This is a genomic window from Bradyrhizobium sp. TM239, from assembly GCF_036247985.1.
Classification (GTDB): domain Bacteria; phylum Pseudomonadota; class Alphaproteobacteria; order Rhizobiales; family Xanthobacteraceae; genus Bradyrhizobium; species Bradyrhizobium ottawaense.
This window is the reverse complement of record NZ_BTIR01000010.1, coordinates 67,165-88,888: the sequence shown is the minus strand read 5'-3', so window position 1 is coordinate 88,888 and position 21,724 is coordinate 67,165. Positions and strand designations below refer to the sequence as shown.

General features: G+C 66.2%; 22 protein-coding genes. 11 read left to right on the top strand and 11 right to left on the bottom strand.

Annotation, left to right across the window (positions count from 1 at the left end):
* Positions 1-96 precede the first annotated feature (96 nt).
* From AABA84_RS17935 to mgtA, 3 genes are all read right to left on the bottom strand, one after another.
* Entirely contained in the window at positions 97-1,032 is a 936-nt protein-coding gene (locus AABA84_RS17935) for a DMT family transporter (protein WP_212248786.1), read from the bottom strand.
* A 125-nt stretch (positions 1,033-1,157) separates the two neighbouring features.
* Positions 1,158-2,090: a DMT family transporter gene (locus AABA84_RS17930; RefSeq protein WP_212248787.1), complete on the bottom strand. Its 933-nt coding sequence runs from the start codon at positions 2,088-2,090 to the stop codon at positions 1,158-1,160.
* A 104-nt stretch (positions 2,091-2,194) separates the two neighbouring features.
* Positions 2,195-4,762, bottom strand: coding sequence for a magnesium-translocating P-type ATPase (gene mgtA / locus AABA84_RS17925; protein ID WP_338312641.1), 2,568 nt, complete (start codon positions 4,760-4,762; stop codon positions 2,195-2,197).
* 361 nt (positions 4,763-5,123) lie between these two features.
* Here mgtA and AABA84_RS17920 point away from each other — a divergent pair, with 361 nt between their 5' ends.
* Together AABA84_RS17920 and AABA84_RS17915 are read left to right on the top strand one after the other, a co-directional pair.
* Positions 5,124-6,416 carry an adenylosuccinate synthase gene (locus AABA84_RS17920; protein ID WP_212248788.1) on the top strand — a complete coding sequence of 431 codons (1,293 nt, stop codon included), beginning with the start codon at positions 5,124-5,126 and terminating at the stop codon, positions 6,414-6,416.
* A 37-nt stretch (positions 6,417-6,453) separates the two neighbouring features.
* Positions 6,454-8,061, top strand: coding sequence for a hypothetical protein (locus tag AABA84_RS17915; protein WP_338312640.1), 1,608 nt, complete (start codon positions 6,454-6,456; stop codon positions 8,059-8,061).
* A gap of 131 nt (positions 8,062-8,192) precedes the next feature.
* Here AABA84_RS17915 and AABA84_RS17910 read toward each other — a convergent pair whose 3' ends face one another.
* The 3 genes from AABA84_RS17910 to AABA84_RS17900 all read right to left on the bottom strand — a co-directional run bounded on the left by AABA84_RS17910 (position 8,193) and on the right by AABA84_RS17900 (position 9,256).
* Positions 8,193-8,486: a hypothetical protein gene (locus tag AABA84_RS17910; RefSeq protein WP_338305516.1), complete on the bottom strand. Its 294-nt coding sequence runs from the start codon at positions 8,484-8,486 to the stop codon at positions 8,193-8,195.
* A gap of 259 nt (positions 8,487-8,745) precedes the next feature.
* A complete protein-coding gene (locus AABA84_RS17905; RefSeq protein WP_212248791.1) occupies positions 8,746-8,976 on the bottom strand; it encodes a hypothetical protein in 231 nt (76 codons plus the stop codon).
* Positions 8,977-9,013: 37 nt separating this feature from the next.
* Entirely contained in the window at positions 9,014-9,256 is a 243-nt protein-coding gene (locus tag AABA84_RS17900; RefSeq protein ID WP_212248792.1) for a hypothetical protein, read from the bottom strand.
* Positions 9,257-9,399: 143 nt separating this feature from the next.
* On the opposite strand from AABA84_RS17900, the gene AABA84_RS17895 reads away from it, so the two are divergent.
* Positions 9,400-9,825: a DUF5413 family protein gene (locus tag AABA84_RS17895; protein WP_028140238.1), complete on the top strand. Its 426-nt coding sequence runs from the start codon at positions 9,400-9,402 to the stop codon at positions 9,823-9,825.
* A gap of 61 nt (positions 9,826-9,886) precedes the next feature.
* The gene (locus tag AABA84_RS17890; protein ID WP_212248793.1) at positions 9,887-10,444 is read left to right on the top strand and encodes a DUF4112 domain-containing protein; all 558 of its coding nucleotides are present in this window, start codon (positions 9,887-9,889) and stop codon (positions 10,442-10,444) included.
* A gap of 157 nt (positions 10,445-10,601) precedes the next feature.
* On the opposite strand, the gene AABA84_RS17885 is transcribed toward AABA84_RS17890, so the two are convergent.
* The 4 genes from AABA84_RS17885 to msrA form a co-directional block, all read right to left on the bottom strand.
* A complete protein-coding gene (locus AABA84_RS17885; RefSeq protein WP_338312639.1) occupies positions 10,602-10,901 on the bottom strand; it encodes a hypothetical protein in 300 nt (99 codons plus the stop codon).
* Positions 10,902-11,115: 214 nt separating this feature from the next.
* Positions 11,116-11,280, bottom strand: a complete 165-nt coding sequence (locus tag AABA84_RS17880; RefSeq protein WP_212248794.1) for a DUF3309 family protein — start codon at positions 11,278-11,280, stop codon at positions 11,116-11,118.
* A 106-nt stretch (positions 11,281-11,386) separates the two neighbouring features.
* Positions 11,387-11,806 (bottom strand): peptide-methionine (R)-S-oxide reductase MsrB, encoded by a 420-nt coding sequence (msrB, locus tag AABA84_RS17875; protein ID WP_338305513.1) that lies wholly within the window; start codon positions 11,804-11,806, stop codon positions 11,387-11,389.
* Positions 11,807-11,837: 31 nt separating this feature from the next.
* Complete coding sequence (gene msrA, locus AABA84_RS17870) at positions 11,838-12,554, bottom strand: peptide-methionine (S)-S-oxide reductase MsrA (RefSeq protein WP_338312638.1); 717 nt, start codon at positions 12,552-12,554, stop codon at positions 11,838-11,840.
* 258 nt (positions 12,555-12,812) lie between these two features.
* On the opposite strand from msrA, the gene AABA84_RS17865 reads away from it, so the two are divergent.
* Complete coding sequence (locus AABA84_RS17865) at positions 12,813-14,495, top strand: caspase family protein (protein WP_338312637.1); 1,683 nt, start codon at positions 12,813-12,815, stop codon at positions 14,493-14,495.
* Positions 14,496-14,703: 208 nt separating this feature from the next.
* Here the strand turns inward: AABA84_RS17865 and AABA84_RS17860 are convergent, their stop codons facing one another.
* A complete protein-coding gene (locus tag AABA84_RS17860) occupies positions 14,704-15,819 on the bottom strand; it encodes an ATP-dependent DNA helicase (RefSeq protein ID WP_212248798.1) in 1,116 nt (371 codons plus the stop codon).
* Between the two features lie 461 nt (positions 15,820-16,280).
* Between AABA84_RS17860 and AABA84_RS17855 the strand changes: the two genes are divergently transcribed.
* Genes AABA84_RS17855 through AABA84_RS17830 form a run of 6 tightly spaced genes read left to right on the top strand, consistent with a single transcriptional unit; the run spans position 16,281 to position 21,720 of the window.
* Positions 16,281-16,628 (top strand): 4Fe-4S dicluster domain-containing protein, encoded by a 348-nt coding sequence (locus tag AABA84_RS17855; RefSeq protein ID WP_049801839.1) that lies wholly within the window; start codon positions 16,281-16,283, stop codon positions 16,626-16,628.
* Entirely contained in the window at positions 16,621-16,956 is a 336-nt protein-coding gene (locus AABA84_RS17850; protein ID WP_338312636.1) for a chaperone NapD, read from the top strand. Before AABA84_RS17855 ends, AABA84_RS17850 begins: the two co-directional genes overlap by 8 nt.
* A gap of 26 nt (positions 16,957-16,982) precedes the next feature.
* The gene (gene napA, locus AABA84_RS17845) at positions 16,983-19,532 is read left to right on the top strand and encodes a nitrate reductase catalytic subunit NapA (protein ID WP_212248801.1); all 2,550 of its coding nucleotides are present in this window, start codon (positions 16,983-16,985) and stop codon (positions 19,530-19,532) included.
* An 18-nt stretch (positions 19,533-19,550) separates the two neighbouring features.
* A complete protein-coding gene (gene napG / locus AABA84_RS17840; RefSeq protein WP_212248802.1) occupies positions 19,551-20,315 on the top strand; it encodes a ferredoxin-type protein NapG in 765 nt (254 codons plus the stop codon).
* Positions 20,312-21,256, top strand: a complete 945-nt coding sequence (gene napH / locus AABA84_RS17835) for a quinol dehydrogenase ferredoxin subunit NapH (RefSeq protein ID WP_212248803.1) — start codon at positions 20,312-20,314, stop codon at positions 21,254-21,256. The genes napG and napH overlap by 4 nt, the downstream gene beginning before the upstream one ends.
* Positions 21,253-21,720 carry a nitrate reductase cytochrome c-type subunit gene (locus AABA84_RS17830; RefSeq protein ID WP_038970850.1) on the top strand — a complete coding sequence of 156 codons (468 nt, stop codon included), beginning with the start codon at positions 21,253-21,255 and terminating at the stop codon, positions 21,718-21,720. Before napH ends, AABA84_RS17830 begins: the two co-directional genes overlap by 4 nt.
* The last annotated feature ends 4 nt before the right edge of the window (positions 21,721-21,724 follow it).

Here is a 21,724-nt window from a genome sequence, read left to right as displayed (position 1 = left end):
CCCATGCTGCGGCAAACTGGGTCCCGGCTCTGCGACGCACCGCTCGCGCGCCGCTTCTTGTCCGGGATACGAACACGCGCCGTCCGCGCTACGGAATTACTTCACCGCGGAGCCCTGGCGTGAGGCGATCACGACGCCGGCGAGCACCAGCGCGTAGCCGATCAGGTGGAACGGCTGCAGCTTTTCGCCGAGCAGCAGGATCGCCATCGCCGAGCCGAACACCGGCACCAGATGGAAGAACGGCGCGGCGCGGTTCGGGCCGATCAGCGCCACGCCGCGGTTGAAGAACAGATAGGCCAGCGTCGAGGGAAAGATCAGGATGTAGCCCAGCGTTGCCAGCGTCGTCCCGTCGAATTGCAGCACGCGGCCACTTGCTGCCTCCCAGATCGCGGTCGGCAGCAGCATCGTCGCGCCGCAGCAGGTGGTGAAGGACAGGAAGGAGAGCTGGTGGATCTTGGGCCGGCGCGGGATGAAGGCCGAGTAGATCCCGAACGCCACCAGGGAGGAGGCGAACATGATGTCGCCCCTGTTGAAGCTGATGCTCGCAAGCGCGGCGAGATCGCCGCGCAGGATGATGATCAGCACGCCGACAAGCGAAATCGCGATGCCGGCGAACTGGGCACCCGTCAGCCGCACCCCGAACAGCACCAGCGACCACAGCGCCACGAACAGGGGACCTGCCGACTGGATCAGCAGCGCGTTCAGCGCCTCCGTGTACTGCATCGCCCAGTACGAGATCGCATTGTTGAAGGCGAAGCCCACCAGCGACAGGAACAGCATCAGCGGCAGGCTCTTGCGCAAGGCGGGCCAGTCGCGCTTGAGATGCGGCCAGGCGAACGGCAACAGGATCAGGAAAACGCCGAACCAGCGGATCGTGGTCACCGTCAGCGGCGGCACATGCGCGCCGACATGACGTGCGAGCACGATGTTGCCGGCCCAGAACAGCGAGCTCAGGCTGAGCAGCAGATAAGGCTGGTTGTTGAGCCAGCTGGCCGGACTGGAGGCAGGTGGCGCGGGCGAGGCAATCGTCATTGGCGTTGGATACGAGCTTGCGCCGGATTGGCGTCGCGGCACAAGTCACGCGGCCGCAATGCTACAATGCAGGCAAACCCTGAGGAGGCGCCTTTGGCGGCTAATATGTTGACCTCTCGCTGGTCCTACGCCGCCTGCTTCCGTGACGCCACGAACACGCCGGACAGCACCAGCGCAAATCCGATGAAGTGGAACGCCTGCGGGTGTTCGCCCAGGAACGCCATCGCCATGATCGAGCCGAACACCGGCACGACGTGGAAGAACGGCGCGGCGCGGTTGGCGCCGATCAGGCGCACGCCGCGATTGAAGCAGAGATAGGCCAGCGTCGAGGGAAACACCGCGACGTAAAACAGCGTCAAGAGGTTCGGTCCGTCGAGCTTCATGACCGGGCGCGCGGACAATTCCCAGATCTCCAGCGGAATGAGGCAGGCCGCGCCGACCCCGAAGGTGAAGGCGAGGAACGACAGGCCGTGCATCGGCGGCCGCTTCAGCGTCAGCACCGAATACAGCGCGAAGATGACGAGGGCGACGATGAAGATGAGATCGCCCTTGTTGAAGTCGATACTCGACAGCGTGGTGAAGTCGCCGTGCAGCAGAATGGTCAGCACGCCGCACATCGACAGCAGCACGCCGAACGCCTGCGCCGCGGTGAGGCGGATGCCGAGGATGGCCAGCGACCACAGCGCCACGACCAGCGGCGCGGCCGACTGCAGCAGCAGCGTGTTGAGTGCCTGGGTATGCTCCAGCGCCCAGTATTGCAGCGTGTTGAAGGCGCCGATGCCGGTGACCGAGAGCGTGATCATCAGGCCGAGCCTGCTGCGGATCGCCGGCCAGTCCTGGGCGAGATGTTTCCAGGCGAACGGCAGCACCAGCAGGAAGGCGAAGAACCAGCGCAGGAACGACAGCGTGACCGGCGGGATGTGGCCGGCGGCGAGCCGCCCGACGATGGCATTGCCGGCCCAGCACAACGCAGTGATGCTGAGCAGCAGATAAGGCTGGTTGGCGATCCAGCTGTGACCGGATGTCTCCGCGCTCGTGGTCTGGCCGGTGGCGGACATTGTGATTGTGATGGCCCCGTGTCGTGCGCCGAGGCTGCCGCCCGGCCGTGTCCGGGCCGGCTCATCACCCGGCCTGGCTCAAAGACACGGAAATGCGCTGGACATCAATGGGGTGAAGGCGCATCGCCTCCATGCGCGGGCTTGATGCGGCCGGAACCCCGTTTTCCTCTTCGCGCCGCACGGATCGCGAACGGCTTCAACAGCTCGGCGCAGGCGAGATAGAGCACGACGAGAAGCGCGATGCCGGCCATCACGACCGGCGGCGGTGCAACGAAGCCGAACCAGGTCCCCAGCGGCGTGAACGGCAGCACCATCGCGACCAGCAGGGCGATCAGCGAGGACGCCGCGAGCGCCGGATCGGGCCAGTTGCGCCAGGGCCGGCCGTTGGTGCGGATGATGAAGATGACGAGGATCTGCGTCGCCATCGATTCGACGAACCAGGCGGTGCGGAATTCCTCCGGCGAGGCCTTGAACAGGTACAGCAGCGCGACGAAGGTCAGCACGTCGAACACCGACGACAGCGGTCCCATGATCGCGGCGAAGCGCACCAGGTGCGACATGCTCCACACCTGCGGCTGTGCCGTTGCCTGCGCTGATACCCGGTCGAACGGAATGCCGAGCTCGGAGAGATCGTAGAGCAGGTTGTTGAGCAGGATCTGCGTCGGCAGCATCGGCAGGAACGGCAGCGCGATCGAGGCCGCGGCCATCGACAGCATGTTGCCGAAATTCGAGCTGGCGCCCATGCGGACATATTTGAGGATGTTGGCGAAGGTGCGCCGTCCCTCCGCGACGCCGTCGGCGACGACCTCGAGGTCCGAGGCCAGCAGGATCATGTCGGCGGCGGCCTGCGCCACGCCGGTCGCGCAATCGACCGAAAGGCCGACATCGGCAACTTTCAGGGCCGGTGCGTCGTTGATGCCGTCGCCGAGGAAGCCGACCACCTCGCCGCCCGCCTGCAGCGCCTTTACGATGCGCGACTTCTGGTCCGGCGCGAGCCGGCCGAACGCGTCGGTGGAGCGCACCTGCACGGCCAGCGCCTCGTCGCTGAGCTCGGCGATGTCGGCCCCCGACAGCACGCGCTCGGGGTTCAGCCCGACCAGGCCCGCAAGCCGCTTCACCACCACGGGATCGTCGCCCGAGAGGATTTTTAGGTCGACGCCGCTCGCCGCGAGCCGGGAAATGGCTGCCGCCGCTGTTGGCTTCGGCGGATCGGCGAAGGCGCAAAAGCCTTCGAAGACGAGATCGGTCTCGTCGTCGGTCTCGACCTCCCGCAATGGGCCGCGCCATGTCCGCGAAGCGATGGCGACGGTGCGCAGGCCCTCGCCGGCGAGCTCATGCGCGCGGGCCATCGCAGCACTACGTGCGCCCTCGTCCATCGTGCACAATGCGAGCACGGCTTCCGGCGCGCCCTTGACGATGAGCAGCGCGCCTTCGGGGCCGGTTGCGAGCACCGATCCCAGCCGGCGCGAGAAGTCGAACGCCTGCCGGCCGGCCAGCGTCCAGCCTTGCGCAGCGTCCGGCCGTCCGGCGACGAGCGCGGCATCGAGCGAGCCGCGGTCGCCGCCGAGCGATGCTGCGATGGCGCCGAGTTTGGCGGCGCGGGCGTCATCCTTGCCTTCGGCGTCGAGGCTCCCCGCGAGCGTGATCTCGGCCGAGGTCAGCGTGCCCGTCTTGTCCGTGCACAGCACGGTCATGGCGCCGAGATCGTGGATCGCGGCCAGCCGCTTCACGATCACCTTGCGCCCGGCCATGCGCAGCGCGCCGCGCGACAGCGTCACCGTGGTGATCATCGGCAGCAGCTCCGGCGTCAGGCCGACCGCGAGCGCGACCGCGAACAGCAGCGAGTCGAGCACCTCGCGGCCGAACAGCACGCGGACGGTGAGCACGACCAGCACCAGCGCCAGCGTGGCGCGCGCGACCACGAGGCCGAATTCGTGCAAATCGCGCTCGAAGGGCGAGGGCGCCTGCGTCTCCGCCAGCGCGGAGGCCGCCGCTCCGAAGACGGTGTCGCGGCCGGTGTGCACGGCGAACGCGATCGCCTCGCCGGTCTGCGCCACCGCGCCACGGAATAACGCGTTGGAGGTGTCGTCGGCAGCGGCCGCAGGGCCGGCGCGTTTCTGCACCGGATAGGGCTCGCCCGTGAGCGCAGCTTCGCCCGCGGTGAAGGCGGTGCTCTCCAGGATCAGCGCGTCGGCCGGGATGATGTCGCCGGCGCGGATGCGCAGGAGATCGCCGGGTACGACGTGATCGACATCGATGTCGCAGAAGACGCCGTCGCGCCTGACCTCGGCCTTCAGCGCCACCGAGCGGCGGAGAAGCTCGGCGGCGCGGACCGCATGGCCCTCCTGGACGGTGTCGAGCCCGATCGAGAGCGCCAGGATCAGGACGATGATGAGCCCGCCGATGTCGTCGCCGGTCAGCATCGAGACGATGCCGGCAACCAGCAGGATCAGCGACAGCGGCTCCAGCAGCCGGCGCAGGATCGCGCGCATGGCGCCCTCGATGCGCGGCGGCGCGTCGCTGTTCGGCCCGAATCGGACGAGGCGGTCTGCGGCTTCACGCGCGGTAAGGCCCTGCAAGGAGCAGCCGAGCCGGGTGCAGAGCGCGTCGGTCGACAGGCGCCAGAATTGGCTCGAGGATTGGCTCGCCTGGCTGTTCAGTGGCTTGGTCACGGCATGTCCGACATGGAGGCTTCAGGGCCGGGGGAGGGTAAGCTGCGGAGGTGACAGTCATCCCTTGGCGCAATCGCCCCCCGGAACGGTTGATGCGTGTCAATTCTGCCGCCCTCAGATCCCGAAGGTTTCGAGATTTTAAGGGGATATCAAAGGCTTGGAGTAGCCTCGAAGCCCTGAAAATGCCCCGTTCTTGCTTGCCTAGAGAGGCTGCTTCCTTTATCCGGTTGGGCTGCCTCGCGTGCGAACGGCCTCTGGCCGGGAATTGGGCTGGGCGCAGGCATGATTCCGGAAAAGTGGGTACCAATTTTCCGTTCGGATCATGCCACCTACAGAGAAATCTTCGAAGGATTACGCGCGAATGGCCAATGTTGTCGTCGTCGGCGCCCAGTGGGGCGACGAAGGAAAGGGCAAGATCGTCGACTGGTTGTCGGAGCAGGCGGACATCGTCGTCCGCTTCCAGGGCGGTCATAACGCCGGCCACACGCTGGTGATCAACGGCAAGACCTACAAGCTCGCTCTGCTGCCCTCCGGCGTGCTGCGCGAGGGCAAGCTGTCGGTGATCGGCAACGGCGTGGTGTTCGATCCCGCCGCCTTCCTCGACGAGGTCACCAAGCTGCGCTCGCAGGGCGTCGCGGTCTCTCCGGAAAATCTGCGTGTGGCCGAGAACGTCACCCTGATCCTGCCGCTGCACCGCGAGCTCGACGCGCATCGCGAATCCGCCAATGCAGCAACCGCGATCGGCACCACCCGCCGCGGCATCGGGCCTGCCTATGAGGACAAGGTCGGCCGCCGCGCCATCCGCCTGATGGACCTCGCCGACCTCGACACCCTCCCGCACAAGATCGACCGGCTGCTTGCCCACCACAACGCGCTTCGCCGTGGTCTCGGCCTGCCGGAGTTCGACGGCAAGGATATCCTGAAGGAATTGACCGCGCTGGCGCCGGAGCTGCTGCCCTACGCCGAGACGGTGTGGCGGCTGCTCGACATCAAGCGGCGCGAAGGCAAGCGCATGCTGTTCGAAGGCGCGCAAGGCGCGCTGCTCGACGTCGACCACGGCACTTACCCCTACGTCACCTCGTCCAACACGGTGGCGGCGCAGGCGGCGACCGGCTCGGGCCTCGGACCCGGCGCGGTCGGCTATGTGCTCGGCCTGTGCAAGGCCTACACGACCCGCGTCGGCCAGGGCCCGTTCCCGACCGAGCAGGACAACGAGACCGGCCGCCGGATCGGCGAGCGCGGCCGCGAGTTCGGCACCAATACCGGCCGTCCGCGCCGCTGCGGCTGGTTCGACGCCGTGCTGGTCCGCCAGGCGGTCCGGACCTGCGGCATCAACGGCCTGGCGCTGACCAAGCTCGACATCCTCGACGGCTTCGACACGATCGAGGTCTGCACCGGCTACAAGCTCGACGGCAAGGAGATCGACCACTTCCCCGCCGGCGAGGGCGCCCAGGCCCGGGTCGAGCCGATCTACGAGACCATCGAGGGCTGGAAGGAGCCGACCGCCAATGCGCGGTCCTGGGCCGACCTGCCGGCTCAGGCCATCAAATATGTCCGGCGGATCGAGGAATTGGTGGGGTGCCCGGTTGCGCTGCTTTCCACCAGCCCCGAACGCGAAGATACTATCCTGGTGCAAAATCCGTTTGAGGCTTAACGATATCTTACCGGGACGCGCGTATAGTTGAGTTGAAATGGCTGATTACTATCCGCTGATCGCCCGCGCTATTGCCGCCCTGGACCCGAACGCTCCCGGCGAAAGCCGTCGCGCGCTCTATGAGCGAGCGCGCACGGCGTTGATCGCGCAGTTGCGCAGCGTGCAGCCGCCGCTCTCCGAATCCGAGATCACCCGCGAAAGGTTGTCGCTGGAGGAGGCCGTCCGCAAGGTCGAATCGGAAGCTGCCCAGCGTGCCCGCGAGGCCTCGCGCCCCGGTGGCGGCGCCCGCGGCGGCAGCAGCGGCGATGCCTTTCGCCGCGCCAGCGCCCGAGCCGCCGAAGGCAGCCCGGCTGCGGGCGCGCCGGCCCCGCCGCGGACGCGTCCGGCTCCGCCGCCGCCGCGCGCCGACCGTCCCTCCTTCAACGTCGATGACCAAGGCGAGCCCCCGCGTCCGCCGCGCGCTCCCCGTTTCGACGCCCCGCGCCAACCGGGACCGTCCGCCCCGCCACCGATGCCGGAGCCAGCGGCCGGACGCGATCGCGCCGGCGCTCGCCGTCCGCCCGATGCCGGACCTCCGCCGCCGCTGCCGCCGGCACCGGGCGTGCGCGGCTTCCGCGACATCACGGCCGACGCCAACGATCTCGGCGGCGCTGCCGCGCAGGCCAGCCGCGCCGCGCGCCGCACTTACGCCAACGTGCCCTCGCCCTCGCCGGAATTCGACCGGCTCGAGCCGAGCCTGGAAAACCGTGCCGGCGAGCAGGACGCGCCCTATTCCTACGACGAGTCGATCGAGGAGGCCGAGCGCTACGCGCCGCAGCCGCCGTCGCCGCGTCCGCGCATCGCGCCCGAGCGCGACGCCAAGAAGCGCGCCCGCACGCGCTCCACCTTCCCGTTCAAGAGCGCGATCGCCGTCGGCATCGTGCTGATCCTGGTCGGTGCCGGCATCCTCTGGGGCAAGCAACTGGCCCAGATCGCGACCAACCTGTTCAAGTCCTCGCCGACCCAGGTCGTGGAGGCCCCGAAGGATCCGTCCCAGCCGCAGAGCAAGCCGAAGATTCCCGATCGCGTCGGCCAGCCCTCGGCCAGCGACCAGCCGGTCGCGCCGGTGGCGCAGAAGGTCGTGCTCTATGACGAGGATCCGTCCGATCCGAAGGGCAAGCAATATGTCGGCTCGGTGGTGTGGCGGCTGGAGCCGATCAAGGCCTCGGGCAACCAGAAGGCCGACGTCGCCGTGCGCGCCGACATCGAGATCCCCGACCGCAAGTTCAAGATGACGATGTCGTTCCGCCGCAACACCGACTCGTCGCTGCCGGCGAGCCACACGGCGGAGCTGACCTTCATCCTGCCGCCGGATTTTCCGGGCGGCAGCGTCTCCAACGTGCCGGGCATCCTGATGAAATCGAACGAGCAGGCGCGCGGCACGCCGCTGGCAGGCCTCGCGGTCAAGGTCACCGACGGCTTCTTCCTGGTCGGCCTGTCCAATGTCGACGCCGACCGCTCCCGCAACGTCCAGCTCCTGAAGGAGCGCTCGTGGTTCGACGTGCCGCTGGTCTATGCCAACCAGCGCCGCGCCATCATCGCCATCGAGAAGGGCGCCCCCGGCGAGCGCGCCTTCAACGACGCCTTTGCGCAGTGGGGCGATTAGGGCGAGCCGATCCGTTCTCCGTCATTCCGGGGCGCGCGTAGCGCGAGCCCGGAATCCATTTCACCGCGTCACATGCTGCCCAATGGATTCCGGGTTCGTGCTTCGCACGCCCCGGAATGACGCCGAGTAGCTTACTGCGCCGCCGCTTCCCGCTTGCGCGATGCTGATGCCGCGGCTTCGCGGTCCATCACGGCGCGGCACCCGGGGCTGACCTGGGCCTTGTTCCGCACCATGCAGGCCCTGACCCTGGGAATGTCGGGGATCTCACTTGAGCACAGCCGCATCGCATCGCCCGTGCACATCTGCTGCGCTTCGGACGAGAAGGCGAGGCCGGGTGAGGTCTGGAGTGCGATGGCGGTGGTTGCGACGGCCAACAGCGAAGCGGTGGTCTTGAGCGGCGAAGCGATGGTCTGATAGCGTGTCATGCAGGATGCGTCCCCGATTTCCGTGGGCTTGAGCCACTTGGTTTTTGGGGCGCCGCACGCGGCTTGATCTGCCGCATGTCACAGCCTTCACGTCGGGAACTCTGGTCCCGCATGTGGTCGCTCGATTTCTTGATGTTCGAATCGAAAAGTGCTGCGCCGCCCGAGCGAAGTATGCGCCATTGTCACGCGGCTGCAATGGCAGGTGCAAAGGAATTTGCAGCTGTTGCGTGGACGTCACGCACAATGCGTGTGCGCGCGATCAGATCATCCGATCGAAGGACGCGCTCGCTTGTTCCACATCGCTTGCGCCGAGCGCGGCGGCGTGTTCCTCGACGGCGGTGACGCCTTTGGCCGTCAGCTCGAAGAGATCGCCGTCCTTCATCACGTAGCCGTCGGCGATGAGCTCGCCGATCTTGCCGTGGCGGTCGTCGGCGAAGGCAACGGACTGGCAGATGTCCCGCAGGATCGAGAGCTGTTCGTCGCGCAACATGGCTTCACTCTCCGTTCGCTGGGGATGGTCGCGGTCCTCACATGCCGTGGCTCTGAAACACCTTGCTGCAAGAGCGCGAGAGCTTGGCCCGGTTGGCTTGCAGGCAGCCCTGCACGGCGCCGTCATTGCCGAGGTCCTTGCGACAGAAGCGCGAGGCGTCGCGCGAGCAGGCCTGCTGTTCCTGCGGCGAGCCCATGTGGCCTTGCGCAAGAGCGGGTACGTTCGACAGGCCACTCAGGGCTGCCAGCGTGATCGTCGCCAGGAGAAATTTGCGGGCCATCGGCGGCTCCAATCTGACAGGGATAATTCAGGTCCTGTCTGAACTCGTCGCCTTGCCACTTGTTCCTCCAAAGGCAGAGCTCGCCCCGCTATTCAAGGTTCCCGCGGCGCTGCTATAACACCGGCGAAACGTGAGGGTGTTTGATGAAACGCTATCTGGTGTTTGCGCTGGTTGGCCCGTTCGTCGGCGGGTTCCTGCTGCTGCTGACGACGACCTATCAGTCCGGCTATTGGGCCCAGACCAGTCTCGGCGAAGTCGGCAAGCTGTTCGCGGTGTTCTTCAAGACCCTGCAATACAGCTATCTGTTCGGCTTCCTGCCTTCGCTGATGATCGGCGCAGTCGATGACATCCTGACCCATGTCAGGCGGATCGGCCCGGGCTTGCGGATGCTCCTGGTCGGCCTGTTCGCCTTCGTGCTGGCCTCGCTCACCTACAGCTCGCGCGGGCCGGATTCGGGCGCGGTGCAGTTCATCCTGTATGGCCTCGTCGGGTTCGTGCCGGCGGTGATTTCGTCCTGGCTCGTGCATAAATACATCAAGGAGCCGCACCCGGTGGCGGCGCCGACCTGAGCGCGCGACGTTCGGACGCGGCGCAGCAACCTCCGCCTCGTCCGCGCGTTCCCTGAAGGCCATGACCATGTCCGACGACGACATCCTTGCTCCACGCAGATCCCGTTCGGGGAGCGGCTCGCGCGCGACCTCTTCCGGCAGCGAGGCACGCCGGCCGATCATCGACCAGGACGGCCGGGAAATCCGCCCCGAGACGCTGGAGCAGGGGTTTCGCGAGTTCGGTTTCGAGCTTGGCAAGGACAATCCGTTCGCCGGGAGCCCGTTCGGCAATCTGACGCGCGAGCAGCGGATCGCGCGGATCGAGGCGATCGCAAAGCTGCTCGACGTCGCCTTCGTCCTGCCCGGCACCAACATCCGCTACGGCATCGACGGGCTGATAGGCCTGATCCCCGTCGTCGGCGACATCATCACCACGGCGATCTCGCTGTGGCTGGTGCGGGAGGCCCGCGCGCTGGGCGCGCCCTGGTACATCACCACCCGCATGCTCGGCAATGTCGCGCTCGACGGCGTGGTCGGCATGGTCCCGTTCGCGGGCGACGCTTTCGACGTGATGTTCCGCGCCAATATGCGCAACGTGCGCCTTTTGCGCCGCTGGCTCGACAAGCAGCCGCGAATCTAGCAGCGGCGGCTGAGAGCGCTCGCCGCGAGTTCATTGGTCGATAATGCGCTGGTTTCCCCCGCGCGCAATGACGGCAGAGAAAGCCGCAAAACGCAGAAAGCGCGACAGCCTTTCGGCCATCGCGCTTTCTGCGCACATAGGAAGGTTCAGCGAAAACTTAGGCCGCGTCGGCGGCGTCGGTCTCGGCGGCCACGGGCTCCGGCTTGCGGTGGCGCTCCAACGGGAAGGCTTCGCTCTCATAGAGCGAGCGGATGCCGTTCTGGTCGAAACGCGCTTCCTCGACCTGAAGATAGGCGCCGTTCAGCGAATCCGTCGGCAATTGCTCCATCGCGAACTGCACGGCTTCGGCCGCGGTGCCGAACCGGCGATAGGTGAAGCCTGCGCGCTTCTTCTTGCGGATCGCGGCGGGGAAGAGTTCGGCGGAGGTGTTGAAGTTGAACGGACGCAGTGGACGCATGGTCAAAGACCTCGTGATTCTTCTCTGGGGCTTTAAGCGCGTGGGGTTTGGGAGGGCAGGGGCCGCAATCGAGCGAGCCCGCCGCACATGCCATTTCGCCCTCTAATATAGGCCGATTTGACAAAAATGCGACCCCTGCGATGGGAGATGATGAATCCGCGCATGGCAGCCCCGCAGGCGAAATTATTCAAATAATTTCAATGCCTTATATGGCTTACAGTTTGCCAAGAAGCAGCAGGACGATCAGGACCGCCAGCACGACGCCGCCGATCCCCATGCCGGAATGGCCCATGCCATAGCCATAACCGCCGACGCGGCCGGACAGGCCGCCGAGCAGATAGATGATCACCAGGATGATCAGGACGGTCCCGAGTGACATGGCATCCTCCCTGGCGGCCGCCAAATGCGATGATCGGCCGCACCGCCAGACAAGAAAAGCACATCGCGCGGCCGGGTTCCATGAAGGAACCGGGCCGCGCGCAACCTTATTTCGGCTCCAACTTCAGCGCGGCCGAGTTGATGCAGTAGCGCAGGCCGGTCGGCCCGGGGCCGTCGGGGAAGACGTGGCCGAGATGGCCGCTGCATTTGGAGCAGAGCACCTCGGTGCGGATCATGCCGTGGCTGACGTCCCGCTCCTCGTCGATGTGGCTCTCGACGGCGGGCTGGGTGAAGCTCGGCCAGCCGCAGCCGGAATCGAACTTGGCGTCGGACTCGAACAGCACATTGCCGCAGCCGGCGCACGTGTAGGTGCCGGCGCGGTGGTCGTGCTCATACTCGCCGGAGAAGGGACGCTCGGTCGCCTTCTCGCGCAGCACCGCGTACTGCATCGGCGACAATTCGCGCCGCCACTGCTCTTCGCTCTTGATGACCTTGTTATCAGTGGTTTTCGTCTTGGTGTCGGGCATGGGTCTCCCGTTTGTTTCGGTGATCTCGCGATCAGTTGGTGGCCTTGCTGGCGCTCACCAGCGTCGGCTTTTCAATGTAGTTATCCGCGAACAGCTTTTTCAGGTTCTCGACCTTGGGCAGGTCGTTATAGGCGATGTAGGGCTGGTTCGGGTGCAGCGTCAGATAGTCCTGGTGGTAGGCCTCCGCCGGATAGAAAGCCTCCAGCGCGCCGACCTTGGTCACGATCGGCTTGGTGAAGACCTTGGCGCCGTTGAGTTGGGCGATATAGGCCTCCGCCACCTTCTTCTGCTCGTCGGAGGTGGTGAAGACGGCCGAGCGATATTGCGTGCCGACGTCGGGGCCCTGGCGGTTGAGCTGGGTCGGGTCGTGCGCCACCGAGAAGTAGATCTGGAGGATTTTTCCGTAGGAGATCTTCTTCGGGTCGAACTTGATCTCGACCGCCTCGGCGTGGCCGGTCCGGCCGCTCGAGACCGTCTGGTAGTCGGCGGTCGCCTTGGTGCCGCCAGCATAGCCGGAGACCGCGTTGACGACGCCCGCGGTGTGCTGGAAGACGCCCTGGACCCCCCAGAAGCAGCCGCCGGCGATCACGGCGGTCTGCATCCCGCTCGCAGGGGCCGCATCCATGGCGGGGGCGGGGATCACGACCGCATCCTCCGCGGCCCGGGACGGCGCGGCAAAGGCCAGCGCAAAGGTTAGCGAAAGGGCGGTGGTTGCGGCGAGCAGGGAGGCGAGGGCAGGTCGGCGCATGGCGGATCCTCTTTCGGAAGGTCTGACAGTCTAGGGCGGTCGGGGCCGGACGAACAGTTGCCCGGCCCGCGTTTTCGCACCATCCGAGGTACGGACGCAGGCGCCGATTGTTACGGCGGGACGGACACGAGTCTGTGAAACGAGCCGCGCGGGATAGCCGGGCGACTGCGGCTTGGCGAGACCGGGAACTCCGCGCTAGATGAACCGGTGCGATCGATGATCGACTTAAGAAGAATCTGGCTGGAGCAGGCCTGACCCATGCTGCGCGTCGTTTCCCTGACCCTCGTCATCCTGACCGCCGGCCTGTTCAGCGCGGCGGCCGACCCGCAGGCCGACGATCTCACCCTCTGCCGCGACCGCCAGGCGGAGGCCCAGGCCCGCGCGAGCGCTTGCGACAATCTGCTGAAGGCCGACAAGCTCAGCGGCAAGGACAAGGCCATCGCGCTCTCCGTGCGCGGCAACACGCTGATCAACAAGCGCGATTACGACCACGCGATCGAGACCCTGTCCATCGCGGTCGATCTCGATCCGGACTACGTCATTGCTCTCAACCTGCGCGGCCTCGCCTATGAGCGCAAGGGCCAGGATGACCTCGCCATGGCGGACTACAACCTCGCCCTTCAGAAGCGCCCGGCCTACGGCGTCCCCTACAACAATCGGGGCGTCATCTACGCGCGCCGCGGCGCGCTGCAAAGCGCGATCGACGATTTCAGCCTGTCGATCAAATACACGCCGAAATTCCTGCTCGGCTGGACCAATCGCGCCCGCGCGCGCACGCTGATGAAGGATTTCGACGGCGCGATCGCCGATTTCGCGGAGGCCGAGAAGATCGACCCGGCCGCGCCGCAGATCGCCAGCAACCGCTGCATCACCTACGGCATGATGGGCAAGTATGCGCAGGCCCTTGCCGACTGCAACGGCCTGATCGAGCGGCAGCCGAAAAACGTCTACGCGATCAACAACCGCGCCGATGTCAGCATGATGAAGGGCGACCTCGATGCCGCGCTGAAGGATTACAACACGGCGATCCAGATCAATCCGAACAACATCCGCGCGCATTCCGGCCGCGGCCAGATCTACGAGCGGAAGAAAGATCTCGCGCAGGCGCGCGCCGATTACCGCGCGGCCGCCTATTCGCTGACCAAGTTCGACGAGCCCGACGTCGCCCGCGCCCGTGCCGTCGCGCAGGAGCGGCTCGCGGCGCTGACGCCGCAGGCGCCGGCCGGGGCAACCGGGCGCCGCGTGGCGCTGGTGATTGGCAACGGCGCCTACAAGAACGTCCACGCCTTGCCCAATCCGCCGCGCGATTCCAAACTGATCGCGAGCGTGCTGCGCGACGTCGGCTTCCAGACCGTGATTTCCGTCAGTGACCTCACCCGCGACAAGTTCTTTGACGCGTTGAAGGCCTTCGCGGAGGAAGCGGAGAAGGCCGACTGGGCCGTGGTCTATTACGCCGGCCACGGCTTCGAGATCGGCGGGGTGAACTATCTCGTTCCCGTCGATGCCAAGCTCGCCGCCGACAAGGACGCCGAGACCCAGGCGGTCGCGCTCGAGCAGGTGATCGCTGCGGTCGGTGCCGCGCGAAAAATGCGTCTCGTGGTCCTGGATGCCTGCCGCGACAATCCGTTCGCGCCGGCCATGCAGCGCACGCTGTCGCTGAAGCTGGTCGACAAGGGCTTCTCCAACATCGAGCCCGGCGCAGGCTTCATGGTGGTCTATGCCGCCAAGCACGGCGAGACCGCGATGGACGGCGACGGCAGTGCCAACAGCCCGTTCGCCACCGCGCTCGCCCGCGAGATCAAGCAGCCCCGCATCGAGATCCGGAAGCTGTTCGACATCATCCGCGACGACGTCTGGGCCGCCACCAGGCACGAGCAGCAGCCGTTCACCTACGGCTCGCCGCCGGGACGGGAAGATTTTTACTTTGTTGCGGGGAAGTAACTGAGCGTGAGGCGCGGTAACGCCACCTCATAACCGCTGTCGTCCCCGCGAACGCGGGGACCCATAACCCCAGGGAGGAGCGTGAGGCAAAACTCCCACTCCGAGTCTTCGTCAATCATCTTCCTGTGGGTATGGGTCCCGGATCGGCGCTCCGCTTCGCTGCGCTTGTCCGGGACGACAGCGGAGGTCGAGGCTCGGGCCTCGGCACCTAAACCACGATGCTCAACCTTTTCGCTGCCCGCGTGATGCCCGTGTACAGCCACCGCGCCCTCGAGTCCTGAAACGCAAAGCTCTCGTCGAACAGCACGACGTCGTCCCATTGCGAGCCCTGCGACTTGTGCACGGTCAGCACGTAGCCGTAGTCGAACTCGTCATAGGGCTTGCGCTGCTCCCAGGCGATCTGCTCGACACCGCCCTCGAAGCAATCGGCGCGCACCGAGACCTTGGTCACCTTGTGGCCGAAATCCTCGTCGGGCGACAGCCGCATCGAAAGGATGCGCGATTTCGAGCGCGAGGTGTTGCGCGACTTCACGCGCCACAGGCCGCCGTTGAACAGGCCCTTCTTGCGGTTGTTCCGCAGGCACACCAGCTTGTCGCCGGCGACCGGAAAGACGTCCTCGATGTTCTGGCGCTGGCGCACCCGCATGTTGTAGGCGCGCCTTGTGTTGTTGCGGCCGACCAGGACCTGGTCGGCGCCCATGACCCTGTCAGGGTCGAGCTCCTTGCGCGAGACCACCTCGCTGTCGCCGTAACGGCCGATGTCGAGCTCGCGTCCCTCGCGGACGTCCATTGACATCCGCACGATCGGATCGTCCTGCGCCTGGCGGTGCACCTCGGTCAGCATCGCGTCCGGCTCGGTGTTGGTGAAGAAGCCGCCGCCCTGGATCGGCGGCAGCTGCGCGGGATCACCCAGCACCAGCAGCGGGCAGTCGAACGACATCAGGTCGCGCCCCAATTCGGCGTCGACCATCGAGCATTCGTCGATCACGATCAGCTTCGCCTTCGAGGCCGGCGCGTCGTCCCACAATTCGAAGCTCGGCTGCTCCTCGCCGGACTCCCGGGCGCGGTAGATCAGGGAGTGGATGGTGGAGGCGTCGTCGCACCCCTTGTTGCGCATGACGAGGGCGGCCTTGCCGGTGAAGGCGGCAAACTTCACCTCGCCGTCGACGCCGTCGGCGATGTGCCGCGCCAGGGTGGTCTTGCCGGTGCCGGCAAAGCCGAACAGGCGGAACACCGGCGGTGTGCCGTTACGGCCGGGCTTGGCCTTGAGCCAGTCGCCAACGGCCTTCAGAGCGGCATCCTGATGCGGGGTGAATGTCGGCATGTCTGTCTTGAGGGAGGGCGAAAAGGCGGCGATTCGCCTCGCTCCAAGTTAACCATTCGACCCCCGCTTTCAAGACGGCTGCAGCAGCGAAGATCGAGGCGTCTGCGGCCGTCCTCGCGCCCCTCAAATCGCTGCAGCAGATTCGCCCTTTTGAGGGCGGTCGTCGGCCTGCGGTGGACGCCTCATTGCTCGCGAACCCGCCTCATCACGTCGGGGATGAAGGTGAAGCAAACACCTTGCCCGGTTTGCGCAATTTCGTGCGGCAAACGACATGCAGGTTAATCGTTGCTTACGCGCGTTCGCGACGCCGGTTGATCTAGCGCAATGCAACATGGACAGCGCGAACCTATGGTCCGCAGCGGTGACAACGGCGTCGACCGAGATGTGCCCGATGGGGCGCATTCTCCTGGAAAATTCCTCAACACGGGTCTGCCCGTGAGGATTCGGATATGCCGAGACCTATGTCACGACGCTCACTGTTTTCTGCCGTTCTGCCTTTCGCATCCGGCCGCGACGCGCTTGCGCCGCGCGTGAACGAGTCGTGCCCCGAACAGGTGGCGACCGTCTCCAGCGCGAGCGCCTGCGTCGAAAGACACGGTGTGGTCTGCCGCCGCTGCGTCGAAGCCTGTGAGCATTCCGCCATCCGCATTCTCGCGCGCGAGAAGCTCGGCGCCGTCATCGATGCCGCGGCCTGCACCGGCTGCGGCGACTGCATCCCGGTCTGCCCGGTCGAAGCCATCGCGCTCGCGCCGCGCGACCGGATCGCGCTGGTATCCGAACTTGCAAACCTGGTCGTGCACAATGGCTGAAGCCACCAACATCTGCGGCGTTGCCGTCTATCTCGCACCGGATGCCGCGGGCGGTCTGACGGACCGGATCCTGGCGCTGCCCGGCGTCGAGCTCGAGGCCGTGTCCGGCGAGAACCGGCTTGCGCTGACCGTCGTCGATACGCCGGCCTCGCTGGCGATCGACCAGATCGCCGCGATGCATCGCCTGCCGGGCGTCGTCAGTGCCTCGCTGATCTTTCACGCCTTCGATGCGCCCGACGACGAGAGCGCGATCGAGACCGAGCCGGCCGCCTGCTGCGGCGGCCTCTGCCAGAATTCCGGCGCGCACGCGCGCCCTTCCGCAATTTGAGATTCGTTGAGCCGGAGAGACCGACGATGGTTACGAAGTTGACGAACGGAAATGAAGCCACGGCGACGCGCCGCGATGCGTTGAAGGCAGCCGCAGCGGTTGCTGCCGCCTCGACCATCGGTGTGACGCTGCCGGATGCGGCGATCGCGCAGCCGGGCAAGACCGACGGCATCCGTTGGGACAAGGGCGTGTGCCGCTTCTGCGGCACCGGCTGCGGCGTGATCGTCGGCACCAAGAACGGCAAGGTCGTGGCGACGCAAGGCGATCCCGATGCGCCGGTCAATCGCGGCCTCAACTGCATCAAGGGCTACTTCCTGTCCAAGATCATGTACGGCGAGGACCGGCTGACCCAGCCGATGCTGCGCATGAAGAACGGCAAGTTCGACAAGAACGGCGAGTTCACGCCGATCTCGTGGGACGACGCCTTCAAGCTCATGGCCGAGAAATGGAAGACCGCGTTGAAGGCCGGTGGCCCCTCGACCGTCGGCATGTTCGGCTCGGGCCAGTGGACCATCTGGGAGGGCTACGCCGCCGCAAAGCTCTACAAGGCCGGCTTCCGCTCCAACAACCTCGATCCGAACGCGCGCCATTGCATGGCCTCGGCCGTCACCGGCTTCATGCGCACCTTCGGCATCGACGAGCCGATGGGCTGTTACGACGACATCGAGCACGCCGATGCGTTCGTGCTGTGGGGCTCGAACATGGCGGAGATGCATCCGATCCTGTGGTCGCGCCTGACCGACCGCCGTCTGACGCACGAGGGCTGCGAGGTCCACGTGCTCTCCACCTTCGAGCACCGCTCGTTCGAGCTCGCCGACAATCCGCTGGTGTTCACCCCGCAGAGCGACATGGCGATCCTCAACTACATCCAGAACTACATCGTCAACTCCGGTGCGACGAACAAGGACTTCGTCGAGAAGCACGTCGAGTTCGCATCGACCGTCACCGACATCGGCTACGGATTGCGGCCGACGCACGCGCTCGAGATCAAGGCGCTCAACGCCTCGCACAAGGCCGGCAAGGACGGCGCGCTCGATCCGGCCGGCTTCAAGGACAAGATCGGCTTCGACGAGTACAAGAGGCTGCTCGAGCCCTATACGCTCGACTACGCCCACAAGATGTCGGGCGTGCCGAAGGAGAATCTCGAACGGCTCGCAAAGCTCTATGCGGATCCCAAGAAGAAGGTCGTCTCCTACTGGACGATGGGCTTCAACCAGCATGCACGCGGCACGTGGGTCAACAACATGATCTACAACGTGCACCTCTTGATGGGTAAGATCTCGGAGCCGGGCAACGGCCCGTTCTCGCTGACCGGCCAACCCTCGGCCTGCGGCACCGCGCGCGAGGTCGGCACCTTTGCCCATCGCCTGCCGGCCGATCTGGTCGTCACCAACCCGAAGCACCGTGAGACGGCCGAGAAGGTCTGGCAGCTGCCCGAGGGCACCATCCCGGGCAACATCGGCTACCATGCCGTGCTGCAGAACCGGATGCTGAAGGACGGCAAGCTCAACGCCTATTGGGTCCAGTGCAACAACAACATGCAGACGGCCCCGAACATGAACGAGGAGGGCTATCCCGGTTATCGCAATCCGGCTGCCTTCGTCGTCGTATCCGATCCCTATCCGACCGTGACCACGCTGGCCGCGGACCTCATCCTGCCGACGGCGATGTGGATGGAGAAGGAAGGCGCCTATGGCAATGCCGAGCGGCGCACCCAGTTCTGGCGCCAGCAGGTGAAGGCGCCGGGCGAGGCGCGCTCCGATCTCTGGCAGGTGATGGAGTTCTCCAAGTACTTCAAGATCGAGGACGTGTGGCCGGAGGAGCTGATCGCCAAGAAGCCGGAGGTGCGCGGCAAGACGCTGTTCGACGTGCTCTATGCCAACAGCGAGGTGAACAAGTTCCCGGTCACCGAATGCCAGAAGGGCTTTGACAATTCGGAGAGCGCCGCATTCGGCTTCTACGTGCAGAAGGGCCTGTTCGAGGAGTACGCCAAGTTCGGCCGCGGTCACGGCCACGATCTGGCGGATTTCGAGCAGTATCATCAGGCGCGCGGCCTGCGCTGGCCGGTCGTCAGCAACAAGGAGACGCTCTGGCGCTTCCGCGAGGGCTACGATCCCTACGTCAAGCCGGGCGAGGGCGTGTCGTTCTACGGCAAGCCGGACAAGAAGGCGCGCATCATCTTCTGTCCGTTCGAGCCGGCGGCCGAAACGCCCGACAAGGAGTTCGATCTGTGGCTGTGCACCGGCCGCGTGCTGGAGCACTGGCATTCCGGCTCGATGACGCGCCGCGTCCCCGAGCTGCACCGTGCCGTGCCGGCCGCGACGCTGTTCATGCATCCGGACGACGCGGCCGAGCGCCAGCTGTTGCGCGGACAGCCGGTGAAGATCCAGACGCGGCGCGGCGAGGTGGTCACGCGGGTCGAGACCAAGGGCCGCAACAAGCCGCCGCGGGGCCTCGTCTACTTCCCGTTCTTCGACGAAAGCCAGCTCGCCAACCAGCTCACGCTCGATGCGACCTGTCCGATCTCGAAGGAGACCGACTTCAAGAAGTGCGCCTGCCGCGTGACGTCGGCCTAAACCCTCGATGGACGAGCCATGTCGGATTCCAGCTCAGGCATCCCGCGCGATCCGCGCCGCCGCAAGGCGCTGCAGGATATGACGCGTTTCGGCGGCGGCGCAGCCGTCGCCGCAACGATGCTGACGGCATTTGGCGTGTCCTCGCGGGCCAAGCCCGCGCAGACGCTGCGGCCGCCGGGTGCGCTGCCCGAGAAGGATTTTCTGGCGGCCTGCGTCCGTTGCGGCCTGTGCGTTCGCGACTGTCCTTACGACACCCTGAAGCTCGCGGACTGGGCCGACGGGCCCGCGATGGGAACGCCGTTCTACGTCGCCCGCAACGTGCCTTGCGAGATGTGCGACACCATTCCCTGCGTCAAGGCCTGCCCGACCGGCGCGCTCGAGCATGCGCTGACCGACATCGCGAAGGCCAAGATGGGCGTCGCGGTGATCACCAGCCGCGAGACCTGCCTCAATCTGCAGGGCTTGCGCTGCGACGTCTGCTATCGGGTCTGTCCGGCCATCGACAAGGCGATCACGCTCGAGGTCTCGCACAACGCGCGCACGACCAAGCACGCGATCTTCGAGCCGGTCGTTCACGCCGAGTACTGCACCGGCTGCGGCAAGTGCGAGAAGTCCTGCGTGCTGACCGATGCCGCCATCAAGGTGCTGCCGATCGAGGTCGCCGCGCTGAAGCAGGATGAGCACTACAAGCGCGGCTGGGAAGAGAAGTCCAAGGCCGGCGGAGCCCTGGTCGATGCGCCGCTCAAGCTGCCGGTGCGCAGACCCGAGGGAGGCACGCCATGACGGCGAATGCCAGGCCTTATGTCGAAGCGCGCGCGGTCAAGGGACTTTGGGCCGCCTCGCGGTTTCTGGTGCTGCGGCGGGCAAGCCAGTTGTTCTTCCTCGCGCTGTTCCTGTCGGGGCCGCTTCTGGGCGTCTGGATCGCCAAGGGCACGCTGGCCTCGTCGATGACGCTCGGCACGCTGCCCCTGACCGATCCCTTCGTCTTCTTGCAATCGCTCGCGGCGCGCCATTGGCCCGAAGGCCTCTCGGTGATCGGCGCCGCCATCGTGCTCGCCGCCTATCTGCTGTTCGGCGGCCGGACCTATTGCTCCTGGGTCTGCCCGGTCAATCCGGCGACCGATCTTGCGGCCTGGCTGCGGCGGCGGCTGGGCATCACCTTCACGGCCAAGATCCGCCCGGAACTCAGGCTCTATTTCGTCGGCGCGGTCTTCGCGGCCTCCGCACTATCAGGGTCGATCGCCTGGGAGCTGATCAACCCGGTGACGGCGCTGCATCGCGCGCTGGTGTTCGGTCTCTGGTTCGGCGCCGGCGGCACCGCGGCGATCTTCGTGTTCGATCTCCTCGTCGCCAGGCACGGCTGGTGCGGTCATCTCTGTCCCGTCGGCGCGTTCTACGGCCAGATCGGCAAGGTCGCGCTGCTGCGCGTCACCGCCGACAACCGTGCCGCCTGCAACGACTGCATGGATTGCTTCGCCGTCTGTCCGGAGCCGCATGTCATCGGCCTCGCGCTCAGGGGCGAGCGCAGCGGTGCCACGCCGGTCATCATCGCGGGCGATTGCACGCTCTGCGGAGCCTGCATCGACGTCTGCTCCAAGCAGGTCTTTCATCTCGGTCTGCGCGGCCGCAATGCGGCGCGTCCGGACCCCTCCATGACCGCGCCATCGCCAGCGGCGCGCGTCGTCTCTTCCCAGCCGGCCGTCCTTGAAAGGGACCTCCCATGACGTTTGTTCGACTGATTCCGTTGATCGCGGCGGCGGCCGTCGCCGTCGCAGTTGCAATTCCGTTCGCGGTGTCGGGCCCGCTTGCGCAGGAGGCCAAACAGCCCAAGGCGCTGCGCGAGGCCCCGCTGACCGAGATGTCGGCGCCGCCCGACGTGACCAAGCAGTCCGTGCCGGCGAGCGGCTTCGAGCGCGCCTATCGCCAGCAGCCGCCACTGATCCCCCACAAGATCGACGGCTATCAGATCACGACGGAGAACAACGCGTGCATGGGCTGCCACGACTGGCCCGGCAATACCCGCGTCAACGCGCCGAAGATCTCGGAGACGCATTACGTCGACCGCCAGGGCGTGCGGCTCGATAAGGTCGCCGGCACGCGTTATTTCTGCCAGCAATGCCACGTGCCGCAGGCCGACGCGAAGCCGCTGGTCGGCAACATCTTCCAGAACGCGACGCAGGCGAAGTGAGGCT

Excerpts from the sequence above, each read along its gene's own strand:
- AABA84_RS17935 (WP_212248786.1), bottom strand. The coding sequence starts at position 1,032 with ATGACGATTGCCTCGCCCGCGCCACCTGCCTCCAGTCCGGCCAGCTGG.
- AABA84_RS17930 (WP_212248787.1), bottom strand. The coding sequence starts at position 2,090 with ATGTCCGCCACCGGCCAGACCACGAGCGCGGAGACATCCGGTCACAGC.
- AABA84_RS17920 (WP_212248788.1), top strand. The coding sequence starts at position 5,124 with ATGGCCAATGTTGTCGTCGTCGGCGCCCAGTGGGGCGACGAAGGAAAG.
- AABA84_RS17915 (WP_338312640.1), top strand. The coding sequence starts at position 6,454 with ATGGCTGATTACTATCCGCTGATCGCCCGCGCTATTGCCGCCCTGGAC.
- AABA84_RS17910 (WP_338305516.1), bottom strand. The coding sequence starts at position 8,486 with ATGACACGCTATCAGACCATCGCTTCGCCGCTCAAGACCACCGCTTCG.
- AABA84_RS17905 (WP_212248791.1), bottom strand. The coding sequence starts at position 8,976 with ATGTTGCGCGACGAACAGCTCTCGATCCTGCGGGACATCTGCCAGTCC.
- AABA84_RS17900 (WP_212248792.1), bottom strand. The coding sequence starts at position 9,256 with ATGGCCCGCAAATTTCTCCTGGCGACGATCACGCTGGCAGCCCTGAGT.
- AABA84_RS17895 (WP_028140238.1), top strand. The coding sequence starts at position 9,400 with ATGAAACGCTATCTGGTGTTTGCGCTGGTTGGCCCGTTCGTCGGCGGG.
- AABA84_RS17890 (WP_212248793.1), top strand. The coding sequence starts at position 9,887 with ATGACCATGTCCGACGACGACATCCTTGCTCCACGCAGATCCCGTTCG.
- AABA84_RS17885 (WP_338312639.1), bottom strand. The coding sequence starts at position 10,901 with ATGCGTCCACTGCGTCCGTTCAACTTCAACACCTCCGCCGAACTCTTC.
- AABA84_RS17880 (WP_212248794.1), bottom strand. The coding sequence starts at position 11,280 with ATGTCACTCGGGACCGTCCTGATCATCCTGGTGATCATCTATCTGCTC.
- msrB (WP_338305513.1), bottom strand. The coding sequence starts at position 11,806 with ATGCCCGACACCAAGACGAAAACCACTGATAACAAGGTCATCAAGAGC.
- msrA (WP_338312638.1), bottom strand. The coding sequence starts at position 12,554 with ATGCGCCGACCTGCCCTCGCCTCCCTGCTCGCCGCAACCACCGCCCTT.
- AABA84_RS17865 (WP_338312637.1), top strand. The coding sequence starts at position 12,813 with ATGCTGCGCGTCGTTTCCCTGACCCTCGTCATCCTGACCGCCGGCCTG.
- AABA84_RS17860 (WP_212248798.1), bottom strand. The coding sequence starts at position 15,819 with ATGCCGACATTCACCCCGCATCAGGATGCCGCTCTGAAGGCCGTTGGC.
- AABA84_RS17855 (WP_049801839.1), top strand. The coding sequence starts at position 16,281 with ATGTCACGACGCTCACTGTTTTCTGCCGTTCTGCCTTTCGCATCCGGC.
- AABA84_RS17850 (WP_338312636.1), top strand. The coding sequence starts at position 16,621 with ATGGCTGAAGCCACCAACATCTGCGGCGTTGCCGTCTATCTCGCACCG.
- napA (WP_212248801.1), top strand. The coding sequence starts at position 16,983 with ATGGTTACGAAGTTGACGAACGGAAATGAAGCCACGGCGACGCGCCGC.
- napG (WP_212248802.1), top strand. The coding sequence starts at position 19,551 with ATGTCGGATTCCAGCTCAGGCATCCCGCGCGATCCGCGCCGCCGCAAG.
- napH (WP_212248803.1), top strand. The coding sequence starts at position 20,312 with ATGACGGCGAATGCCAGGCCTTATGTCGAAGCGCGCGCGGTCAAGGGA.
- AABA84_RS17830 (WP_038970850.1), top strand. The coding sequence starts at position 21,253 with ATGACGTTTGTTCGACTGATTCCGTTGATCGCGGCGGCGGCCGTCGCC.